Source organism: Priestia sp. KCTC 13724 (genome assembly GCF_056820425.1).
In genome coordinates, this window is the sequence record NZ_JBXDLD010000171.1 from 54239 (window position 1) to 70325 (window position 16087).

Consider the following 16087-nt stretch of genomic DNA (forward strand, 5'->3'; position numbering starts at 1 on the left):
ATGGCATTACAAGATGTTATTGTCACGATTGATTTAGTAAAGCCGTCCGGTTTGGTCGGTGGACTAGGTAAGCCACTTATTATTACACAAAAGACAGGTGAAAGTAAGTACAAAACATACAGTGATATTTCAGATGTATCACCTGACTTCGAAACAACGACGGAAGCTTACAAAAAAGCTGCTGCTATTTTTGCTCAACCTAATCGCCCAGCTACTTTAGCAATTGCAACATATGATCCTGCAGGTACTGAAGTAACGACAGCTGCTGCAGCAGTAGAAAAGTATTATGACGGGGATTGGTTTTTTGTTGTAACAGCAGGCTTAGAGCTGACAGATGAAATTGCTGTTGCTGATTATGTGGAAGGCAAGAGTTTTAAATTTTATTCAGTAAAAACGATCGATGTAGAAAGCCGTAATGCTTTTAAAACAAAGAATTATAAGCGTGTTATCGACTTTTATCATCCAACACCAGGTGAACATCCAGATGCTGCTTTGGTTGGAGAGTTAGGAAGTCAGCAAGTAGGCGAGAACACATGGAAGTTTAAAACATTAACAGGTATTACACCTATTGATATTAATGCAGCTGAATTAGCAGCCATTCATGAAGACGGAGCTATTGCTTATGTTACGAAAACTGGTGTTGGTCAAACAAGTGAAGGATTCACTGTGAGTGGTGAATTTATTGATTTATTACACGGCCAAGCATGGGTAAAAGCAAATATGGAAAGCTCTATTCAAGGTATTCTCATGAATAACAAGAGAGTGACAATGGACAGCCGCGGTATTGCTTTACTTGATAGTGCTGCTACTACTGTTTTGCAACAAGCATTCAATCAAGGTATTATTGCGGCAGATGTAGAGGGAAACCCAGTTTATACTGTATCAACGCTATCTGCGGATCAGGTTCCGGATGACGAAAGAGCGCAGCGTATTTATAATGGCTTATCGTTTTCTTACCAGCAATCTGGTGGTATCCATAGTGCAAATGTTAAAGGGCAAATTTTAGTTTAAGGGGGATAATGATAAATGCGTACTTATGATGCTAATAATGCTTCATTCATTGCTAACGGTGTATATATTACAGGTTTTGATGAAGGTTCTATGATGAAAGCAGAAAAAGATGAGGATTCTTTTTCAACAAAAGTTTCCGCGATAGGAGAAGTCATTATTTCTGAAACGAATAACAAGCTTGGAACAGTCACAGTCACATTATCTCAAACTTCGCCTTCGCTTCAAACATTAATGCAGCTAGCAAATTCTAAAAAGCCCTTTCCAGTCTGGGTTATTTACAATGACGGATCATTTAAAGAACGTGCTGGTGGAACTCAAGCTCGTATTGTAAAGAAGCCAGGTAAAGAATATGATGCTGAAGCTGGTGGGAGAGAGTTTCAATTTAAAGTCTTCGACTATGTAGAAGAGTGATGTAATTGAAAAAGGCTAAATTAAATAAAAAGAATACCAATATCACCAGGCAGTCCAATAGGGCTGCCTTATTACATTTATACGTAAAAGGAGAGAAATTTAAAATGGCAGGTAAATTGGGAAAAACAAAAACAGTAACAATTTCAGGTATAGATTACACATTACAACATCCAGGAACGGAAGCGTGGTTAGACATTCAGGATCGTATTCAAGTAGGTAATGGTGTGACTTCAAACAAACAGATGGCAAAAGAAGTGTTCACTCATGTAGTAGTAGAGCCTCGAGTGAATTTTACTTACTTCGATGAGCACGATGGAATGGAAGAATTGTTAAACGAGTCTATTACCTTTCTTAGAACTGGAAAATAAGGGGAAAACTCCTAGCCTTCTAAAAAAAGAAGTTATGGAAAACTGGACATTCTGGCGACCTATTGTAGAGCGAGTACTTAGCTACGAAGAGGCTCGCCAGATGTCTTATTATCAGCTTCAGCAAGTCAATACAGCATTAGATATTTTAATCACTAAGAAGAATGAAGCGAACAAGATCTAACAGCTGAAAAGAATAAAGAAAGGAGGTAAAACATGAGCCTGCGCGATTTGGATGTAAAAATTCAGCCCAGTGTCAACTTAGCCCCTGTTATAGAGCTTAATCAATATTTAAACGAGACAGTTCGAGCCTTTCAACAAACTGATGATGCTACGAGAGAATGGCATGAGTCAATGCAACGATCTAATCAACAATTGACTCAAACGTATAGACAAGGTAACCATGCTAACCAAGTGTTGGGTGAAGCTAATCAACAAATGCAGCAAATGGATCGAAATACGAACCAGGCTAATAATCAGATGCAGCAGATGAATCAGAGTACAAATCAAGCTAGTAAACACACACAGCGAATGGGACAAAACACTGGCAAAGCCAATCAACAAATGCAACAAATGAATAATCAAATGAACACTAATAGGCGATCTACTCAACGAATGATTGATGAGTCTCAAGCACTGAATAATCAATTAGGGCGCCAAAGTGATGTTATTCGCGCCTTAGCAAGTACGAGTGGAAGTAGTGCAACCCGCTTAGCACAAGATTGGCAAAGTATGAGTGAAGATATGCGTAAGTCTCTTATTCGTAACCATAATGAGTTGCTTAAATATCGTCAACAAATCATGAATACGGAGCATGATATGTACAAGTTAGGTTCTCAGATGGGCAAGTACACGGGAACCAATAAAGAGTTTATGGACGAAATTCATAAACTGGGAAAAGAACATAAAAAGGCTACTGATCAAATGATTAATAATAACGTTGCTATGCGTCAAAGTATTATTCAACAAGTGGCAACCATGTCTGCTATGAGTAGTCAAAGTGAAAAAATCGCTAAGAATTACGACCGTATGGGCAACTCATTATTACGTGTCAACAATCCATTACTTTCTGTTACTTCTAACTTGTCAAAATTGGCACGGGAAAGCAGTGCTGCTTCTTTAGCTCTTCAAATGCTTGGTCCTAACGCGAGTATGAAAGAGCTTCAGGATATGATTGGCATGATCACACAAGGTGTTATGCGTATGCAGTCTGTAGCAATGGTTACCTCTGTTGCATGGGCTGGATTTACAGCTATTTTAGCGAATGCAGCAAAAGGACCCGACGTCGGAGAGAATTTAGCTGCTCAAGCTAAAGCATGGGCAGATTATAGAGATGCTTTACAGACTCGTACACAGGAGATTATAGACACCTGGGGACTGTTCGAAAAAGTTCAATTAGAAAAGACCAGTCCGCAAAAGCTTTTATCCAATCTTCAAGGTCAAGTTAAGGTTATGCAAGATTGGTCTAAAAACCTTAACTCTCTTGCTAGCAAAGGAGTAGATGAAGGCTTTATTGCTAGTCTACGTAAGATGGGACCAGAAGCAGCTTCACAGATTGCTGCCTTAAATCAAATGTCTCAACCTCAGCTAAATAAATATGTGGACTTGTGGAGGCAGAAACACCAACTAGCAAGGCAAGCAGCTACTACTGAACTGGAAAAGTTAAAACAGGAAACCGAGTTAAAAGTAAAAAATCTTCAGGACTCATTAACTCCTTTAGGCACTTCGCTTTACGAGTTTAAGAAAACATGGGCTGAAGCTGTTGGGCCATTTGTTGAATTTTGGGGTAAGTTAGCTGCTAAAGTTGTTGATGCAGGAACTGCCATTGGAAAATTTGTTAATAAACTTAACGAAATTAATCCGTGGATCACTAAGCTAGCTGGAATGTTTCTATACTTAGTTGCTACATTTGCTCTTATTTTAACTCCTCTTGCAGCAGGTATAGGTTATATCATGGGCTTAAAAGCAGCATTTGCCGCAGCGTGGGTGTTTATTGGTCCATTAGTAGAAGGTCTAGCTGCTATGATGGGCACTGTAGTGCTAGTTTCCGCAGCCGTTATTGCGTTTGGTGCAGCCATTTATTTACTATGGACACGCTCTGAAACATTCAGAAATGCAGTTATCAGTGGGTGGACTGCTATAAAAAATAAGGCGCTGGAAGTATGGGGGTTTTTGAAGCCTTATATTAATCAAGCGATGTCTGCAGTAACTACTTTTGTTCACGCGAAATTAGTTCAATTACAAGCATTCTGGGATAACAATGGCCAACAAATCCTTCAAGCCGTAAAAAATATATGGGGAGCTATTAGCCCATTTATAAGTACCGTTATGAATGCCATCTGGTCTGTTATGAAATTCATATGGCCTCTTGTTCTAACTTTAATAAAATCTGTATGGGGAAATATTAAAGGCATAATAAACGGTGCTTTAAATGTCATTATGGGTGCTGTAAAAGTATTCTCAGGTTTATTTACTGGAGACTTCAGTAAAATGTGGGAAGGCTTGAAACAGATGTTCCTTGGAGCTATCCAAGTAGTATGGAACTACATTAATTTAATGATGTTTGGTCGTATTCTAAGCGCAGGTAAGCTCTTTTTCTCCGGTTTTCGCGGTGTGTTTGTGAATTTGTGGCAAGGTTTAATATCGCTCTTTAAAGCTAGCGTTACAAATGTTAAAAGTGCAGTCCAAAATGGATTTACAGCTATGAAGTTGCTAGGTCAAAATATCATGACTGGATTTAAGAATGCAGTAGTGGGTATTTGGACTTCACTGTTTGGCGGAATTAAAGGAATGCTAGGACGAATAGGTTCATCTATCAAGTCAGCCTGGACTACAGCGCGTTCTGAAACGAAGGCGCTATTTGGCATGATTAAAGATGATGTAGCTAATACCTTTAAAAATATCGTACAAGGTGCCAAGGATTTACCTGGTAAAATAGGCGCTGGAATTAAGGGTATGGCTGGAAAAGTCACTGGTGGAATCGAGACTCTTACTTCCAAGGTATTTGGCGGATTTAAGAAAATGATCAATGGTGCCACTGGTGGTCTAAACTGGATCATGAAGAAGATCGGTGCAGACTTCTATATAGATCCTTGGGTGCCTAAATATGCTACTGGTACAGGATATCATCCTGGTGGACCTGCAATTCTTGGTGATGGTGGCATGAAAGAGTTATATGTCACTCCTAGTGGTGCAATGGGGATGTCACCAGCAACTGATACATTATTGAATTTACCTCAAGGTACTAAAGTGTTTTCTGGTCCTCAAACTCAACAGTTAATGCAATCTGGTATGATACCAGCTTATGATAAAGGAAACTTAGGTAGTTCCTTTAAAAGTGTGGCATCAGACCTGTGGGAAGGAACTAAAAACGTTGCTGGCGCTGCAAAAGATAAGGCTGTTGGAGCAGGAAAAGCTGTTAAGGATACAGCTGTTGCTGGCGCTAATAAAGTAAAAGACCTTTCGCTTGATGTTTGGTCATATGTTTCAGAGCCATCTAAGCTGCTTAAAAAGGTATTTGCTAGCTTTGTCCCTAAACCACCTGCCATCAGTGAAGTGTTTAATAAAGTCTTTCCTGCTTCTTTAACAAAGATTAAAGATAATGCTTTAGGTTTTGTTAAGAAGAAAATGGAAGAGTTCTCTTTCCTAGGTGGAGATGCATCTGGCACAGGTATTGGGAGTTATTATTTAGGAAGTCCTTTCCGTATTAGTACAAGATTCACACCAAACGGAAACAAGAATGACAAAGTTCATAAGGGTGGAGTCCATCATGGTATTGATTTAGCCGCACCGTCAGGAACAGCTATCAAGTCATTAACTGATGGAATTGTTAAACAGGTCATTATTGGATCAAGTACCGCGGGTAATGGGGTGCGTATCCAGTCAGGAAGCGACTTGTTGTCATATATCCACATGCTACGTGCACCTTCTGTTAAACAAGGTCAACATGTTAAGGAAGGACAAGTTATTGGTCAAGTTGGTTCAACGGGATTCTCTACAGGTCCTCACCTTGATTTGAAAATTAAGCGAAATGGCTCCTATATTGATCCGCTGGCTTACTTACAAGGTAAAGCAGGCGGGGGTGCTCCTAATATCAAAGGCGGGGCTGCAGCATGGCGCCCTATGATTTTAAAGGCTGCAGCAGCAATGAAGGAATCCATAACACCAGCTCAAGTAAATGGCATTATCGCTCAAATCCAAAGGGAATCAGGCGGTAATCAAGGTATTACTCAATCATCTGCTGTACGTGATATTAATACTAGAAATGGAAATCCTGCCCGCGGTCTTTTACAATACATTCCGCAAACATTTAAAGCGTATGCCGTAAAAGGACATAACAATATTTATTCTGGTTATGATCAACTTCTCGCCTTTTTCAATAACACATCATGGCGCAAAAACTTGCCTTATGGCAAGCGTGGGTGGGGTCCAACGGGTAAACGCAAGTACAAAAACGGAACTAATTTTCATGTTGGTGGAGATGCCATACTCGGTGATGGTGGATTAAACGAGCCCTTCATGCTTCCGAATGGACAAATGGGTTTAAGTCCTAGCGTTCCTACTCTATTCCCTGACCTACCGGTTGGAACTAAGGTATGGCCTAATATTCATGATCTCGCAAAGAAAACATTCACTGGCAAATCGAAGGAAGATAAAACTACAAATCCTACATTCGCTGTAAGTGATTCAGGCTCTTCACAAATTAACATTGAATTTAAACCAGTTATTACTATCAGTGGAGACAGTAGTACTAAAGAAAGTGAAAAAAGTATAAAGCAACAAATTGATGAAGCATTAGCAGAACAGTATAAAAAATTTCAAGAGGTACTTATCAAGTCAGGTCTAATAGGAGGGTGAAAATGGCTCGTTTAGGTAATATTACAGTATTAATTGAGAAAGAAGATGATTCTTCTTCTATTGAGGCAACTTCTTATCCAGTAGAAAAAGGTATACCGATGACAGATCATGTTGAACAAAAGCCAGATGAATTTTCACTCTCTGGCGTTTTAAATGGGCCTACCTATACTGCAGATTATGAATATCTAAAAAAATGCATGAGAAGTGGAACAATCTTAACATATGTTGGACGCAACATTGCTAAAAACGTAATTATTCTAGATATAAATGGTTCTGTTGATGCAAATAATGCTAACGGAAAAGATGTATCTATTAAACTAAGACAAATTCGTATTGCTTCTACTCCTTGGGTAAAAGTACAAAATAACGGTAAGAAAAAACCGGTTACGACAAAACCAGTAGCGAAGCCGGTGTACCATCTCGTAAAAAAGAATGATACCTATTGGGATATGTGGAAAAAATACGGAACAAGTATTCCACAGTTAAGAGTTTGGAATGGATACAGAGATCGTTACATCCCGATTGGCGTACGCCTGAGAGTCAAATAAACAGAGGTGAAGAGATGCGTGATTATATTCCCATTAGTAAAGAGGCGTTACCGGAACAATTTGAAATGGACTTAGCTAATGAAACATTTGTATTTGAGTTTAACTACAATCAAGCAGGTGATTTTTTTACTGTAGATTTATATAATATCCGGCGCGAACCCATCATTATGGGTGAAAAATTAGTTTTGAATGAACCTTTGTGGCAAGATTCTATAAATTCAAGGTTACCAGCACCTACACTTATAGTGATGGATGAGGCAGACAAAGAAACATGCATTACCTTTGATAACTTTATGGTTACTACTTTTTTATACATTGATGATGTAGCTGTTGTTGAATCAGAGCCAACCCTAGGAGAAGAATCATGAGTAATGAATTATTCGGCCGTGTTATAAAAGTTCATGTAGAAGGTGATTACAAAGCTGACTTTTCAAATGAGGATTTTCATATCCAATTTGAAGTACCATTTGATGATGATTCTACACCTAATCAAATCACAGTAGAAATTTATAACTTATCTAATACATCTATTAACCATATTAAGAAGGATTGCACACTGATCCTACAAGCTGGATACAAGGGTGATTATGGAATTTTATCACAAGGTAAAATATCTAGTGTGTTAACTAAAAGAGATGGAGTAGATAAGGTTACAACTATTTACATGATTGAGGGGCAAGACTATTCAGGAGTCAAAGTTTCTTCTTCCATAAGTACGAGCAAAAAAAGTTTGGAAATAGCATTCGCCAAAGGGACAAAAGCCGATGTTATTATTAAGCGTTTAGTAAGCGCTCTAGGCATACGGCTAGGAGAAATGAAGCTGCCTAAGAACCCTTCTTATGCAAGTGGCTACACCGTTACAGGAAATATCTTAAACAACCTTAATGAAGTCGTTAAAGACTGTGGTGCCGCTCTATATTATCGAAAAGGTACACTCGTTGTTCGTTCGATTAAAGAAGGTACAGACGAACGATTTGTGTTAGAAGAAGCTACTGGGTTGTTAGGTTCACCAGATCCATTTGAGGAAGATGATTATAAGGGGTATACAGCTACCTGCTTGCTACAACATCGTATTTCCACTGCTTCCATTATCGAAATTAAGAGCAAGACAGCAAATGGTCAATACCGAGCGAAGAAAGGGAAGCACGTAGCTGCTGGTAATGATTTTAAAACAGAAATGACGGTGATTTAATGGCTGACGATATTCAGTTTTTTGTGGACTTTGCAGAGGCATTACGTGCAAGTATTAATGTGGCTGGACCCGCTAAAGTAATTGCTGTACATGGAGATAAAGCTGATATAAAACCCTTATTCAGAAAAGACAATGGAGAAGAGTATGCGGTAGTATCAGATGCTTATATTTTAGATCATGTTGAAACAAAAGGACCTTTAGCTTCTGGTGATATTGTTTATATCAACTTTGCTGATCGTTCATTAGATTATTTGAGAAAAGAGCCATTTGATCCGGTTCATACAAGAAGACATAGTGTAAACGATGCCGTTATCGTAGGGAGGTTTAAAAGATGAAAGCTCCTAAATTACTAAACGGTGACTTAGTGATTGAAAATGGCGAATTAGTTATGATTGATGGTGATGAAGAACTTGTTCAATCCGTACAAGCCATTTTAGGCACACGGAAGGGCGAGTTCTTTTTAGATTCTACTCATGGTCTTTCTCATGACAATGTAACGGGGAAGCCTGCTAATCAAGATTTAGCGCGAGACGATATCATTGAGGCATTGATGCAGGAAGATCGCGTGGCTTCTATTCCCTCTGTCGTATTTGACGATGATAAAGCCAAGCGAAAGCGGAGTGTCAGCCTATCAATTGAGAAAACAAACGGGACACAGCTTTCTTTAGATGGAGGTGAGTTCGATTCTAGATAAAAACGGTTTTAAACGAAAGACCTATCAAGAGTTAAAAAGTGATATGGAAGAGAAATTCAAAGAAGGATTTGGAGCGGATATTAATCTTTCTGCCAGGAGTCCACTAGGTATTTTACTTATGATTTTTGCATGGTTTTTATCTCTTGTTTGGGAATTAGCTGAACGTGTCTACAATTCAGCATTTGTAAGCAAGGCTACAGGTGTTCAATTAGATCGATTAGGACCATATATAGGCATTTCAAGGAATGGATCTACGCGAGCCTATGGTGAAATTCGCATAAAAGGAACTCCTGGACATGTAGTAGAAGCGGGAAATCAGTTTAAGACGGAACGAGACGTAGTGTTTGACCTTACTGACAACGTTGAAATTGGTTCAGATACGTATGGTATTGGTCCGGTAGAATGTACCATAGCAGGTGAAATCGGGAATGTAGGGGCTAATGAAATTACCGTTATTGTAAATCCAAGCGATAAAGTAGAAGCGGTGACTAATTTAGAAGCTACATCTGGCGGTGAAGAAGAGGAAACTGATTCAGAATTTAGGAAAAGGTATTTTCAATCCGGTTCTCAAGGTACCTCTTTAATTGATGAAGTTCTTGAAGTGCCAGGAGTTCGATATGCATTAATTAATCAAAACGTTTATGGAACTGAGCATAACGGAATCCCTCCTCATGCGATTGCGCCCTTTGTTTTTGGTGGAAATGATTTAGATGTGGCTGCTGCTATCTTTCGAAAAAAAGCCGGAGGAATTCAATCTTTTGGGACAACGATTGTAGATATAACAGATTCACAAGGGATTATTCATTCCATTGGCTTTAGCCGTCCTATTTTTGTTGATATCTATGTAAAAGTAAAAGTCACACCAGGCGATGCCTTCCCTTCAAACGGAAAGTCATTACTGCAACAAACTATAGTCGATTATTTATCTAACTTATCGATTGGTGACGATGTAGTGTTATCAAAGCTTATTCGTATCACTTCGACAATAGAGGGCATTGACGACTTAGAAATTGTTCTTTCAACGGATGGAATCAGCTATAACGTTCAAAACATTGCGATAGGAACAGATTCAGTGGCGCGCACAAGTCTAGACAAGGTTGTGGTCACGTGACGTTATTTAAAGACATGATTTCTAAGCTAACGGATCTATTCACGAAAAATGAGAATAGTAACATCGGTAAAATCATACGGGTATTCTCTGATGAATTAGAACAGGTTCAAGCAACTCTAGAAAAGACGGAGCAATGGCGAGATATTGATGATGCAGAAGGAACCACATTAGACCTTATTGGTGAAAATGTCGGGCAGATGCGGGATAACTCATCTGATGAACAATTTCGCTTACTAATCAAAACGAAAATCTTTTCTAACTTATCTGTAGGAGATATTGAATCAGTCAATCAATTGCTTCGCATTTATTTAGGTGATCAGTTCGTTAGTGTGGAAGAAGGCTGGCAGTTAGAAGGGACACCTTTTGACGGACAAGCCGCCATGTTATTTATTACGGTAAAAGGTGATGGAAACTTACATGGTTTACCCTTTGAACATACATCCCGCATTGTAGGCGACGGGATAGGAACCACATGGAATTATGTATTTGAACGTGCATTATTAACGGAACGTTCTTATAAGCGGTGGGTATTCCCTTATGAAAGCTTTACTGGTCAAATGGTAGCTGGCACAGAAGAAGTTATTTCAAATCAAAATAGACTTTACCAGCAGTCGTTAGGTATAAGCAGCTCTTATGTAGCCGCGTTTAATGATTATGTGATTGCTAGTGAAAATACGCTTATGGGTGACAATATAGCCTTATTTGTAGGGCAGGATCTCACTTTGAGTCGTTTCTATGCTGCTACACAAAATGATTATCAACTTTGCGGTGGATTAGAAGAAAATCAAGCAACACAGTACCAGGCAGGCATTGATTGTCAGCGTGGTTATTTTGCGTTGGATCAACCTTATCCTATTTGCGGAGAAACTAATACGGAAGGAGTGAGATAAATGGCTATTACAACGATTGGACACTCGAAGACAAAGAATTTTATCAAAACATTGGTAAAAGAAGGACGCTATACCTTGAACGGTGTGCAATATAAAACACCACTATATAAGGTGGATCAGATAGGAGATATAATCAAATTTTATTTGTATCTAGATGAAACAGTTGTCGGTAATCTAACACGTTTTGAGCTATTAGATAAAGATGGAGATACATTTGATGACACTCCAGATAACATTTCAAAGCCGGAAATACGCGGGTTGTTAATTGAATTTCAATATACCTTAAAAAAGATTTAGGAGGCCTGACACTCTATGACATATCAAAAAACTTTTTGGAAAGATAGAATACGAGACTCTCAAGGCAACATTGTACAAGAAGGGACGCCAGTTTCTGCAGGTCATTTAAATAACATGGAAAACGGAATTGCTGCCGCTCATGCTCAGATGGAAGAACAAGCACAAGAAACTGTTGCATTACCTTATGGTTTAAGTGTACTTAATTCACCTGATGGATCACCTTTGGATGTTGAAATTCAAGGACGCACGTTAATTAGCTTAGGAAATAGCGAACTTGAAAGGGGGAAGTACTATGTATTAGCTTCTGCTGATGAAAACGTATCAATTTTATTAGGAGAAAATAAATATAGAGGTATCGCAAAATTCGAAGGGATTAATGCAAAGCCTTCTATCGTGGGAATTGCCAACTATCACGAGAAAGTTAGCGGTCGTACTTTAGAAAATCCTCATATCTTTAAATCTGTTGAGGAAACCACTTTATTCCCTCCGAATGATCCTATTTGGTGGGAAGTTACAGATGCGGTTTATAAGCAGGTTAGCAAATACGATTTAGAGTACTTCACTAATAAAACCAGTGAAAACAATAAATTTTCGCAACAGTTATGTTCAATTGATATCGTACAACATCTCGAAAGAAAAGTAGGGATAATTCCAGGTAATTCAAAAACAGAAAAAATAACTTGGATTATTAATAATACTTCAACTATCATGGCTAATTTTTATGGAAAGGGAGCAGGTGCAACAAACCAAAATATTTACCTTAGAACATGGAAAAACAGTATAAATAATTGGGATCCATATATTATCACCAAAAGCGGATTGGCCCAGCAGGATATCCACTATGAAATAAGTTGGATATCTGACGCAATAGACTCTAATGGTTTTGCCCATTTTATCATGTATTCAGATACTAGTGATGGAGTAATCCCTTCAGAATTAACAACTAACTTTATGGAAGTTGAAATCAAACTGAAACCAACAGCTGGTTTTTATAATCCACGTGTTCCTCTATATGAAATTTCAAGACAAGAATATGACAAAATTTTAGTGGAATGGGGTGCAACATTTGTTACTAATCGTTATCCAGCCGTAGAGGGTGTTAAGTCTTTACAAAATCCTGTTGTTTCAATTGAAGGAGAAAACTTACTACCTCCTTTATCTGAATGGGCACTTCACCCAAGTCAAACCTCAAAGGTAACAGGAAGCTATGAGTTAGAGTTAAACGCGACAGAACGTGACCAGTTCACAGAAATTATTATTCCTTTATTACCTAACCAAAAGTATTTTTACACCGGAAATCTAGAGCCTAATATTGATATTGCGATGCCTTTTCGTGTGCATATTTATTTAGAGGGCGATATCTTGTATAACGCTGCTCCTATAACTGGTGGGTTTACAACACCTTCAAATGCCAAATACGCGAGTGTTCGGATTACAAACGACATTACTGTTCCTAACGGTAAAATTATCTTTTCAGAGCCAATGCTTACATTAGGTGATAAAGAAAAAGCATTTGTCCCACGTAATCCCGCTTATTTGTATACAGAAACCACTCTTCGTGGGTTTAATGGCGTTAATGATTTGTTGTATCAAGCGGATGGCCGGTGGAAGGTTTTAAACAACTGCAAGGAAGATATTTTAGATGGATCAAAAAGTTGGGACTTTGCAGAAAATCATCAAGGATACAAAACAGTTCGTTCTACAGTCTGGAATGAAAAGAAAGATACAGAAATTGTGATTAATCCATTCGGTAAGAAAATCAATCATGCTTATCCAGGTTTTGATAAGGATCAGAGTTATATGAGTGGTGGGCTGCTTTATCTAACACTTTCAGACGTTGATACAGGATTTAATTCTGCTTATACACCTACAGGATTAGAGGTTGCTGCCTATTTTAACGGTTGGAAAGTTAAAACAGTTGACGGGAACAATAAACCTACAGGATGGATTTCAGTAGTAGATGGAACAGATGCGCCAACCCAAGCCCTTGATTATGTGAAAGTAAATAAGGCACCTGGTTATACAGGTTATCGCCTTCTCTATCAGCTTGCTTCTCCAGGAGTAATTGATGTGACAGATAAAATTGAGGGGGCACTGAGTGTGAGTGGCCAAGTTCAAATCTCTACAGATAGCGGTGTTGTTATTCGAGAAAAAGTTACTCCTACTATAAACGGAGATTACTTTGAATTTAACTTTTTTAATCACCCTACTATCCCAGATGCAAAATTAAAAAATAAGGCTAAAAATATATTAGCTGTATATGAAAATGGTATTCCATTTCTTTTATTTAATAAGTGGAGTGATAAGTATGCCTATGGCAAGTATCGCATTTCTATTCACAAAGGCAATTATGATCCAACTGCTGATTATTACATTACTTACTTGATACAGGAAAAAGAAACGGTTACAACAAATCCGGTCAATGTACTTGCTACTTATAACACAAGCATCCGCTCAACAGTGAATCAAATGAATGAGCAGCTTGCTGATGTTAAAACATTAGCCAGTGTCCATGACCGCTACTTATATAAATTACTACTTGCTGCCAAGGCAAATGGATGGAGTGTGTAAAGTATGAATGCACCTATGATGAGTGTTGATGAGCTGCTTGTGTATTATCGTCAAAAGCTAGGAATTACAGAGGCTCAAGAAAAACAAATGATAGCAGAAATTCAAGACGATAGCGCACCTACACAGGATATGAGTAATATTGGCGAAATGGTAGCTATCAACATGGAAGATAGCCAAGCTGTTGCTGAAATGGTTGGTTCATTATTAATAGATATGGAGCAATTAAAAGCAGATAATCAAGAACTAAAAGCAGAATTGGAGGCAATAAAACAATGATTACATTCTACACAACATGCATTATTTTACGTGACTTTTCATTTGACCGCGTGCCATCCATTTATAAAGAACAAGTAAAAGCGGATGTAGTGGCCGCTGGCTATCCTGAAAAAGTGGGAGTATATCCAGAAGAACCAACAACTGATGGACAACCTGTAGTAAACGCTGAATAAGCGTTATTTTTTTATGAAAAAAAGATAGAGATATAAATTGCAGAGGACTATTTTTAGTCCTCTTTTTATTTTATAAAAGGGGTGAGAACCATGCCAAATGCGACGGAGTCTCAACCGATGGATACAACTCAGAAAGAGATAGTCGAAATGAAAACGGATATTAAGTCACTGCAAAAAGAAGTACAAGAGTTGAAGCAAATCACTACCCGTCATGACGGAAGGATTCAAGCTATTGAAAATATGTTGAACAGTATTAACGAAAATACAACTTGGCTTAAACGTACTATTACGAATGCAATCATTGTAGCTGTTTCTACAGGGATCATTGGTGGTAGCATTGCCATTGTTTTTACAGTGTTCAAGGGAGGAAGTTGAAAATGAAAAAAGATATGTTCACATTACTAGGAGGTTTTTTAACCTCTCTTTTGCTGTTCTTTGGAACAATTGGGGTTGATTTTGATTGGTTTACCACTCAAAGCATTAATGCCTTTGTTATTGTTGTCTCAGCCTTTGCAGCGCTTGTTGTTAATATCTATGCAGTGTGGAAGAATACACACTTTGTTCAAGGTCTTAGAGATTGGCTAAGAAAGAGAGAAGCTAAAAAACAGAATAAATAAAACTCAGTCACTCTTTATGGGTGGCTTTTTTATATAACTAAAATTCGAAAGGAAGATGGATATGTACGAATTTCAAAAGTTACCGCAATTAGTTGATAAACGAGGTAAATTAGTTCATAAGGGTGAATACGCAAAGCGTAAAAATGGTGTGGATTCTATTACAACTCGTGTTTGGCATCATTCTTTAACCAAGTTATCAGCAGGTGGATCTAGGATTGAATCTTTTGCAGATTTTCATGTTCGTACAAACGGTTGGCCAGAAATTGCATATCACTTAATCATTGATCCTAAACATGTTGTGAATGGAAAGGCTACTATTTATTACTGCGTAGACATCGCTAAACGAAGCTATCATGTAGGTAATAGTAATACAATTGGTCTTGGCATTTGTGTTATTGGCGATTACCGTACAGATAAGCTCAGTGAAGCAACTATTCGCTCTATTATCGACTTGCACAAAGCTTTAATGGCTGACGGTATTGGTAAGTATGATAAAGCGCACAACGAAATGCCGGGCTACTCTTGGAAAGCGTGCTGTGTATTTGATTATAATAAGGCATTCAAAGATGTACTGTCTGATTTACTACCTCCTGCTAAACAACCTGATCCGGTACCTGGATTATATACAATTCAAGAAGGTGATACTTTCTGGTCCATTGCTTTAAAAGATGGAAAAGAAGGAATTACAGTTAATGATTTAATTGCTGCTAATCCAGACGTGAAACCGTCACAATTAAAAGTAGGTCAAACAATTAAGTTTGGTACCGCAAAGAATACGTACACACCAACGCCTGAAACACCTAAAAAAGAACAGTCAGAATATAAATATCCATTACCTTCTGGAGTACTTAAATCAAGTTCAACTGATAAAGGAGCTATTAAGCAGCTTCAAGAAGCATTAAATGCGGTTAACTTCAAATGCGGTACACCTGATGGTATCTATGGAGAGAAAACAAAGGACGCGTTAACACGTTTCCAAAAGGTTTATTTGCCATATGAGGTTGACGGCACATATGGTCCAAATACAAAGAGTAAATTACAAGCTGTTTTAAAATCTAAAGGTTATTAATTAAA

Annotated in this window: 18 protein-coding genes; all 18 read left to right on the plus strand. The window is 38.2% G+C overall.

Features of this window, described 5'->3' with window-relative positions:
• The 18 genes from AC1UFB_RS19560 to AC1UFB_RS19645 all read left to right on the plus strand — a co-directional run bounded on the left by AC1UFB_RS19560 (position 1) and on the right by AC1UFB_RS19645 (position 16082).
• Entirely contained in the window at positions 1–1011 is a 1011-nt protein-coding gene (locus tag AC1UFB_RS19560) for a DUF3383 family protein (RefSeq protein ID WP_482589834.1), read from the plus strand.
• Positions 1012–1026: 15 nt separating this feature from the next.
• On the plus strand, positions 1027–1422 hold the full coding sequence (locus AC1UFB_RS19565) for a phage structural protein (protein ID WP_482589835.1): 396 nt from the start codon (positions 1027–1029) through the stop codon (positions 1420–1422).
• 104 nt (positions 1423–1526) lie between these two features.
• A complete protein-coding gene (locus AC1UFB_RS19570) occupies positions 1527–1790 on the plus strand; it encodes a hypothetical protein (RefSeq protein ID WP_482589837.1) in 264 nt (87 codons plus the stop codon).
• A gap of 213 nt (positions 1791–2003) precedes the next feature.
• On the plus strand, positions 2004–6644 hold the full coding sequence (locus AC1UFB_RS19575) for a peptidoglycan DD-metalloendopeptidase family protein (protein WP_482589839.1): 4641 nt from the start codon (positions 2004–2006) through the stop codon (positions 6642–6644).
• Positions 6645–6646: 2 nt separating this feature from the next.
• Positions 6647–7192, plus strand: a complete 546-nt coding sequence (locus tag AC1UFB_RS19580; protein WP_482589840.1) for a LysM peptidoglycan-binding domain-containing protein — start codon at positions 6647–6649, stop codon at positions 7190–7192.
• Between the two features lie 14 nt (positions 7193–7206).
• Positions 7207–7560: a phage baseplate plug family protein gene (locus AC1UFB_RS19585; RefSeq protein ID WP_482589842.1), complete on the plus strand. Its 354-nt coding sequence runs from the start codon at positions 7207–7209 to the stop codon at positions 7558–7560.
• On the plus strand, positions 7557–8384 hold the full coding sequence (locus tag AC1UFB_RS19590; RefSeq protein ID WP_482589844.1) for a phage protein: 828 nt from the start codon (positions 7557–7559) through the stop codon (positions 8382–8384). Before AC1UFB_RS19585 ends, AC1UFB_RS19590 begins: the two co-directional genes overlap by 4 nt.
• On the plus strand, positions 8384–8719 hold the full coding sequence (locus tag AC1UFB_RS19595) for a hypothetical protein (protein ID WP_482589846.1): 336 nt from the start codon (positions 8384–8386) through the stop codon (positions 8717–8719). Before AC1UFB_RS19590 ends, AC1UFB_RS19595 begins: the two co-directional genes overlap by 1 nt.
• Positions 8716–9078: a DUF2634 domain-containing protein gene (locus tag AC1UFB_RS19600; protein ID WP_482589848.1), complete on the plus strand. Its 363-nt coding sequence runs from the start codon at positions 8716–8718 to the stop codon at positions 9076–9078. Before AC1UFB_RS19595 ends, AC1UFB_RS19600 begins: the two co-directional genes overlap by 4 nt.
• Positions 9053–10189: a baseplate J/gp47 family protein gene (locus AC1UFB_RS19605; RefSeq protein ID WP_482589850.1), complete on the plus strand. Its 1137-nt coding sequence runs from the start codon at positions 9053–9055 to the stop codon at positions 10187–10189. Before AC1UFB_RS19600 ends, AC1UFB_RS19605 begins: the two co-directional genes overlap by 26 nt.
• On the plus strand, positions 10186–11079 hold the full coding sequence (locus AC1UFB_RS19610) for a hypothetical protein (RefSeq protein WP_482589852.1): 894 nt from the start codon (positions 10186–10188) through the stop codon (positions 11077–11079). The genes AC1UFB_RS19605 and AC1UFB_RS19610 overlap by 4 nt, the downstream gene beginning before the upstream one ends.
• Positions 11080–11376 carry a hypothetical protein gene (locus AC1UFB_RS19615; protein WP_482589854.1) on the plus strand — a complete coding sequence of 99 codons (297 nt, stop codon included), beginning with the start codon at positions 11080–11082 and terminating at the stop codon, positions 11374–11376.
• A 15-nt stretch (positions 11377–11391) separates the two neighbouring features.
• On the plus strand, positions 11392–13947 hold the full coding sequence (locus AC1UFB_RS19620; RefSeq protein ID WP_482589856.1) for a hypothetical protein: 2556 nt from the start codon (positions 11392–11394) through the stop codon (positions 13945–13947).
• 3 nt (positions 13948–13950) lie between these two features.
• Positions 13951–14223 (plus strand): hypothetical protein, encoded by a 273-nt coding sequence (locus tag AC1UFB_RS19625; protein ID WP_482589858.1) that lies wholly within the window; start codon positions 13951–13953, stop codon positions 14221–14223.
• Positions 14220–14396, plus strand: a complete 177-nt coding sequence (locus tag AC1UFB_RS19630) for a hypothetical protein (RefSeq protein ID WP_482589860.1) — start codon at positions 14220–14222, stop codon at positions 14394–14396. Before AC1UFB_RS19625 ends, AC1UFB_RS19630 begins: the two co-directional genes overlap by 4 nt.
• Positions 14397–14486: 90 nt before the next feature.
• A complete protein-coding gene (locus tag AC1UFB_RS19635; protein WP_482589862.1) occupies positions 14487–14771 on the plus strand; it encodes a hemolysin XhlA family protein in 285 nt (94 codons plus the stop codon).
• A 2-nt stretch (positions 14772–14773) separates the two neighbouring features.
• On the plus strand, positions 14774–15013 hold the full coding sequence (locus AC1UFB_RS19640; RefSeq protein WP_482589864.1) for a hypothetical protein: 240 nt from the start codon (positions 14774–14776) through the stop codon (positions 15011–15013).
• 61 nt (positions 15014–15074) lie between these two features.
• Positions 15075–16082 carry an N-acetylmuramoyl-L-alanine amidase gene (locus AC1UFB_RS19645; RefSeq protein ID WP_482589865.1) on the plus strand — a complete coding sequence of 336 codons (1008 nt, stop codon included), beginning with the start codon at positions 15075–15077 and terminating at the stop codon, positions 16080–16082.
• The last annotated feature ends 5 nt before the right edge of the window (positions 16083–16087 follow it).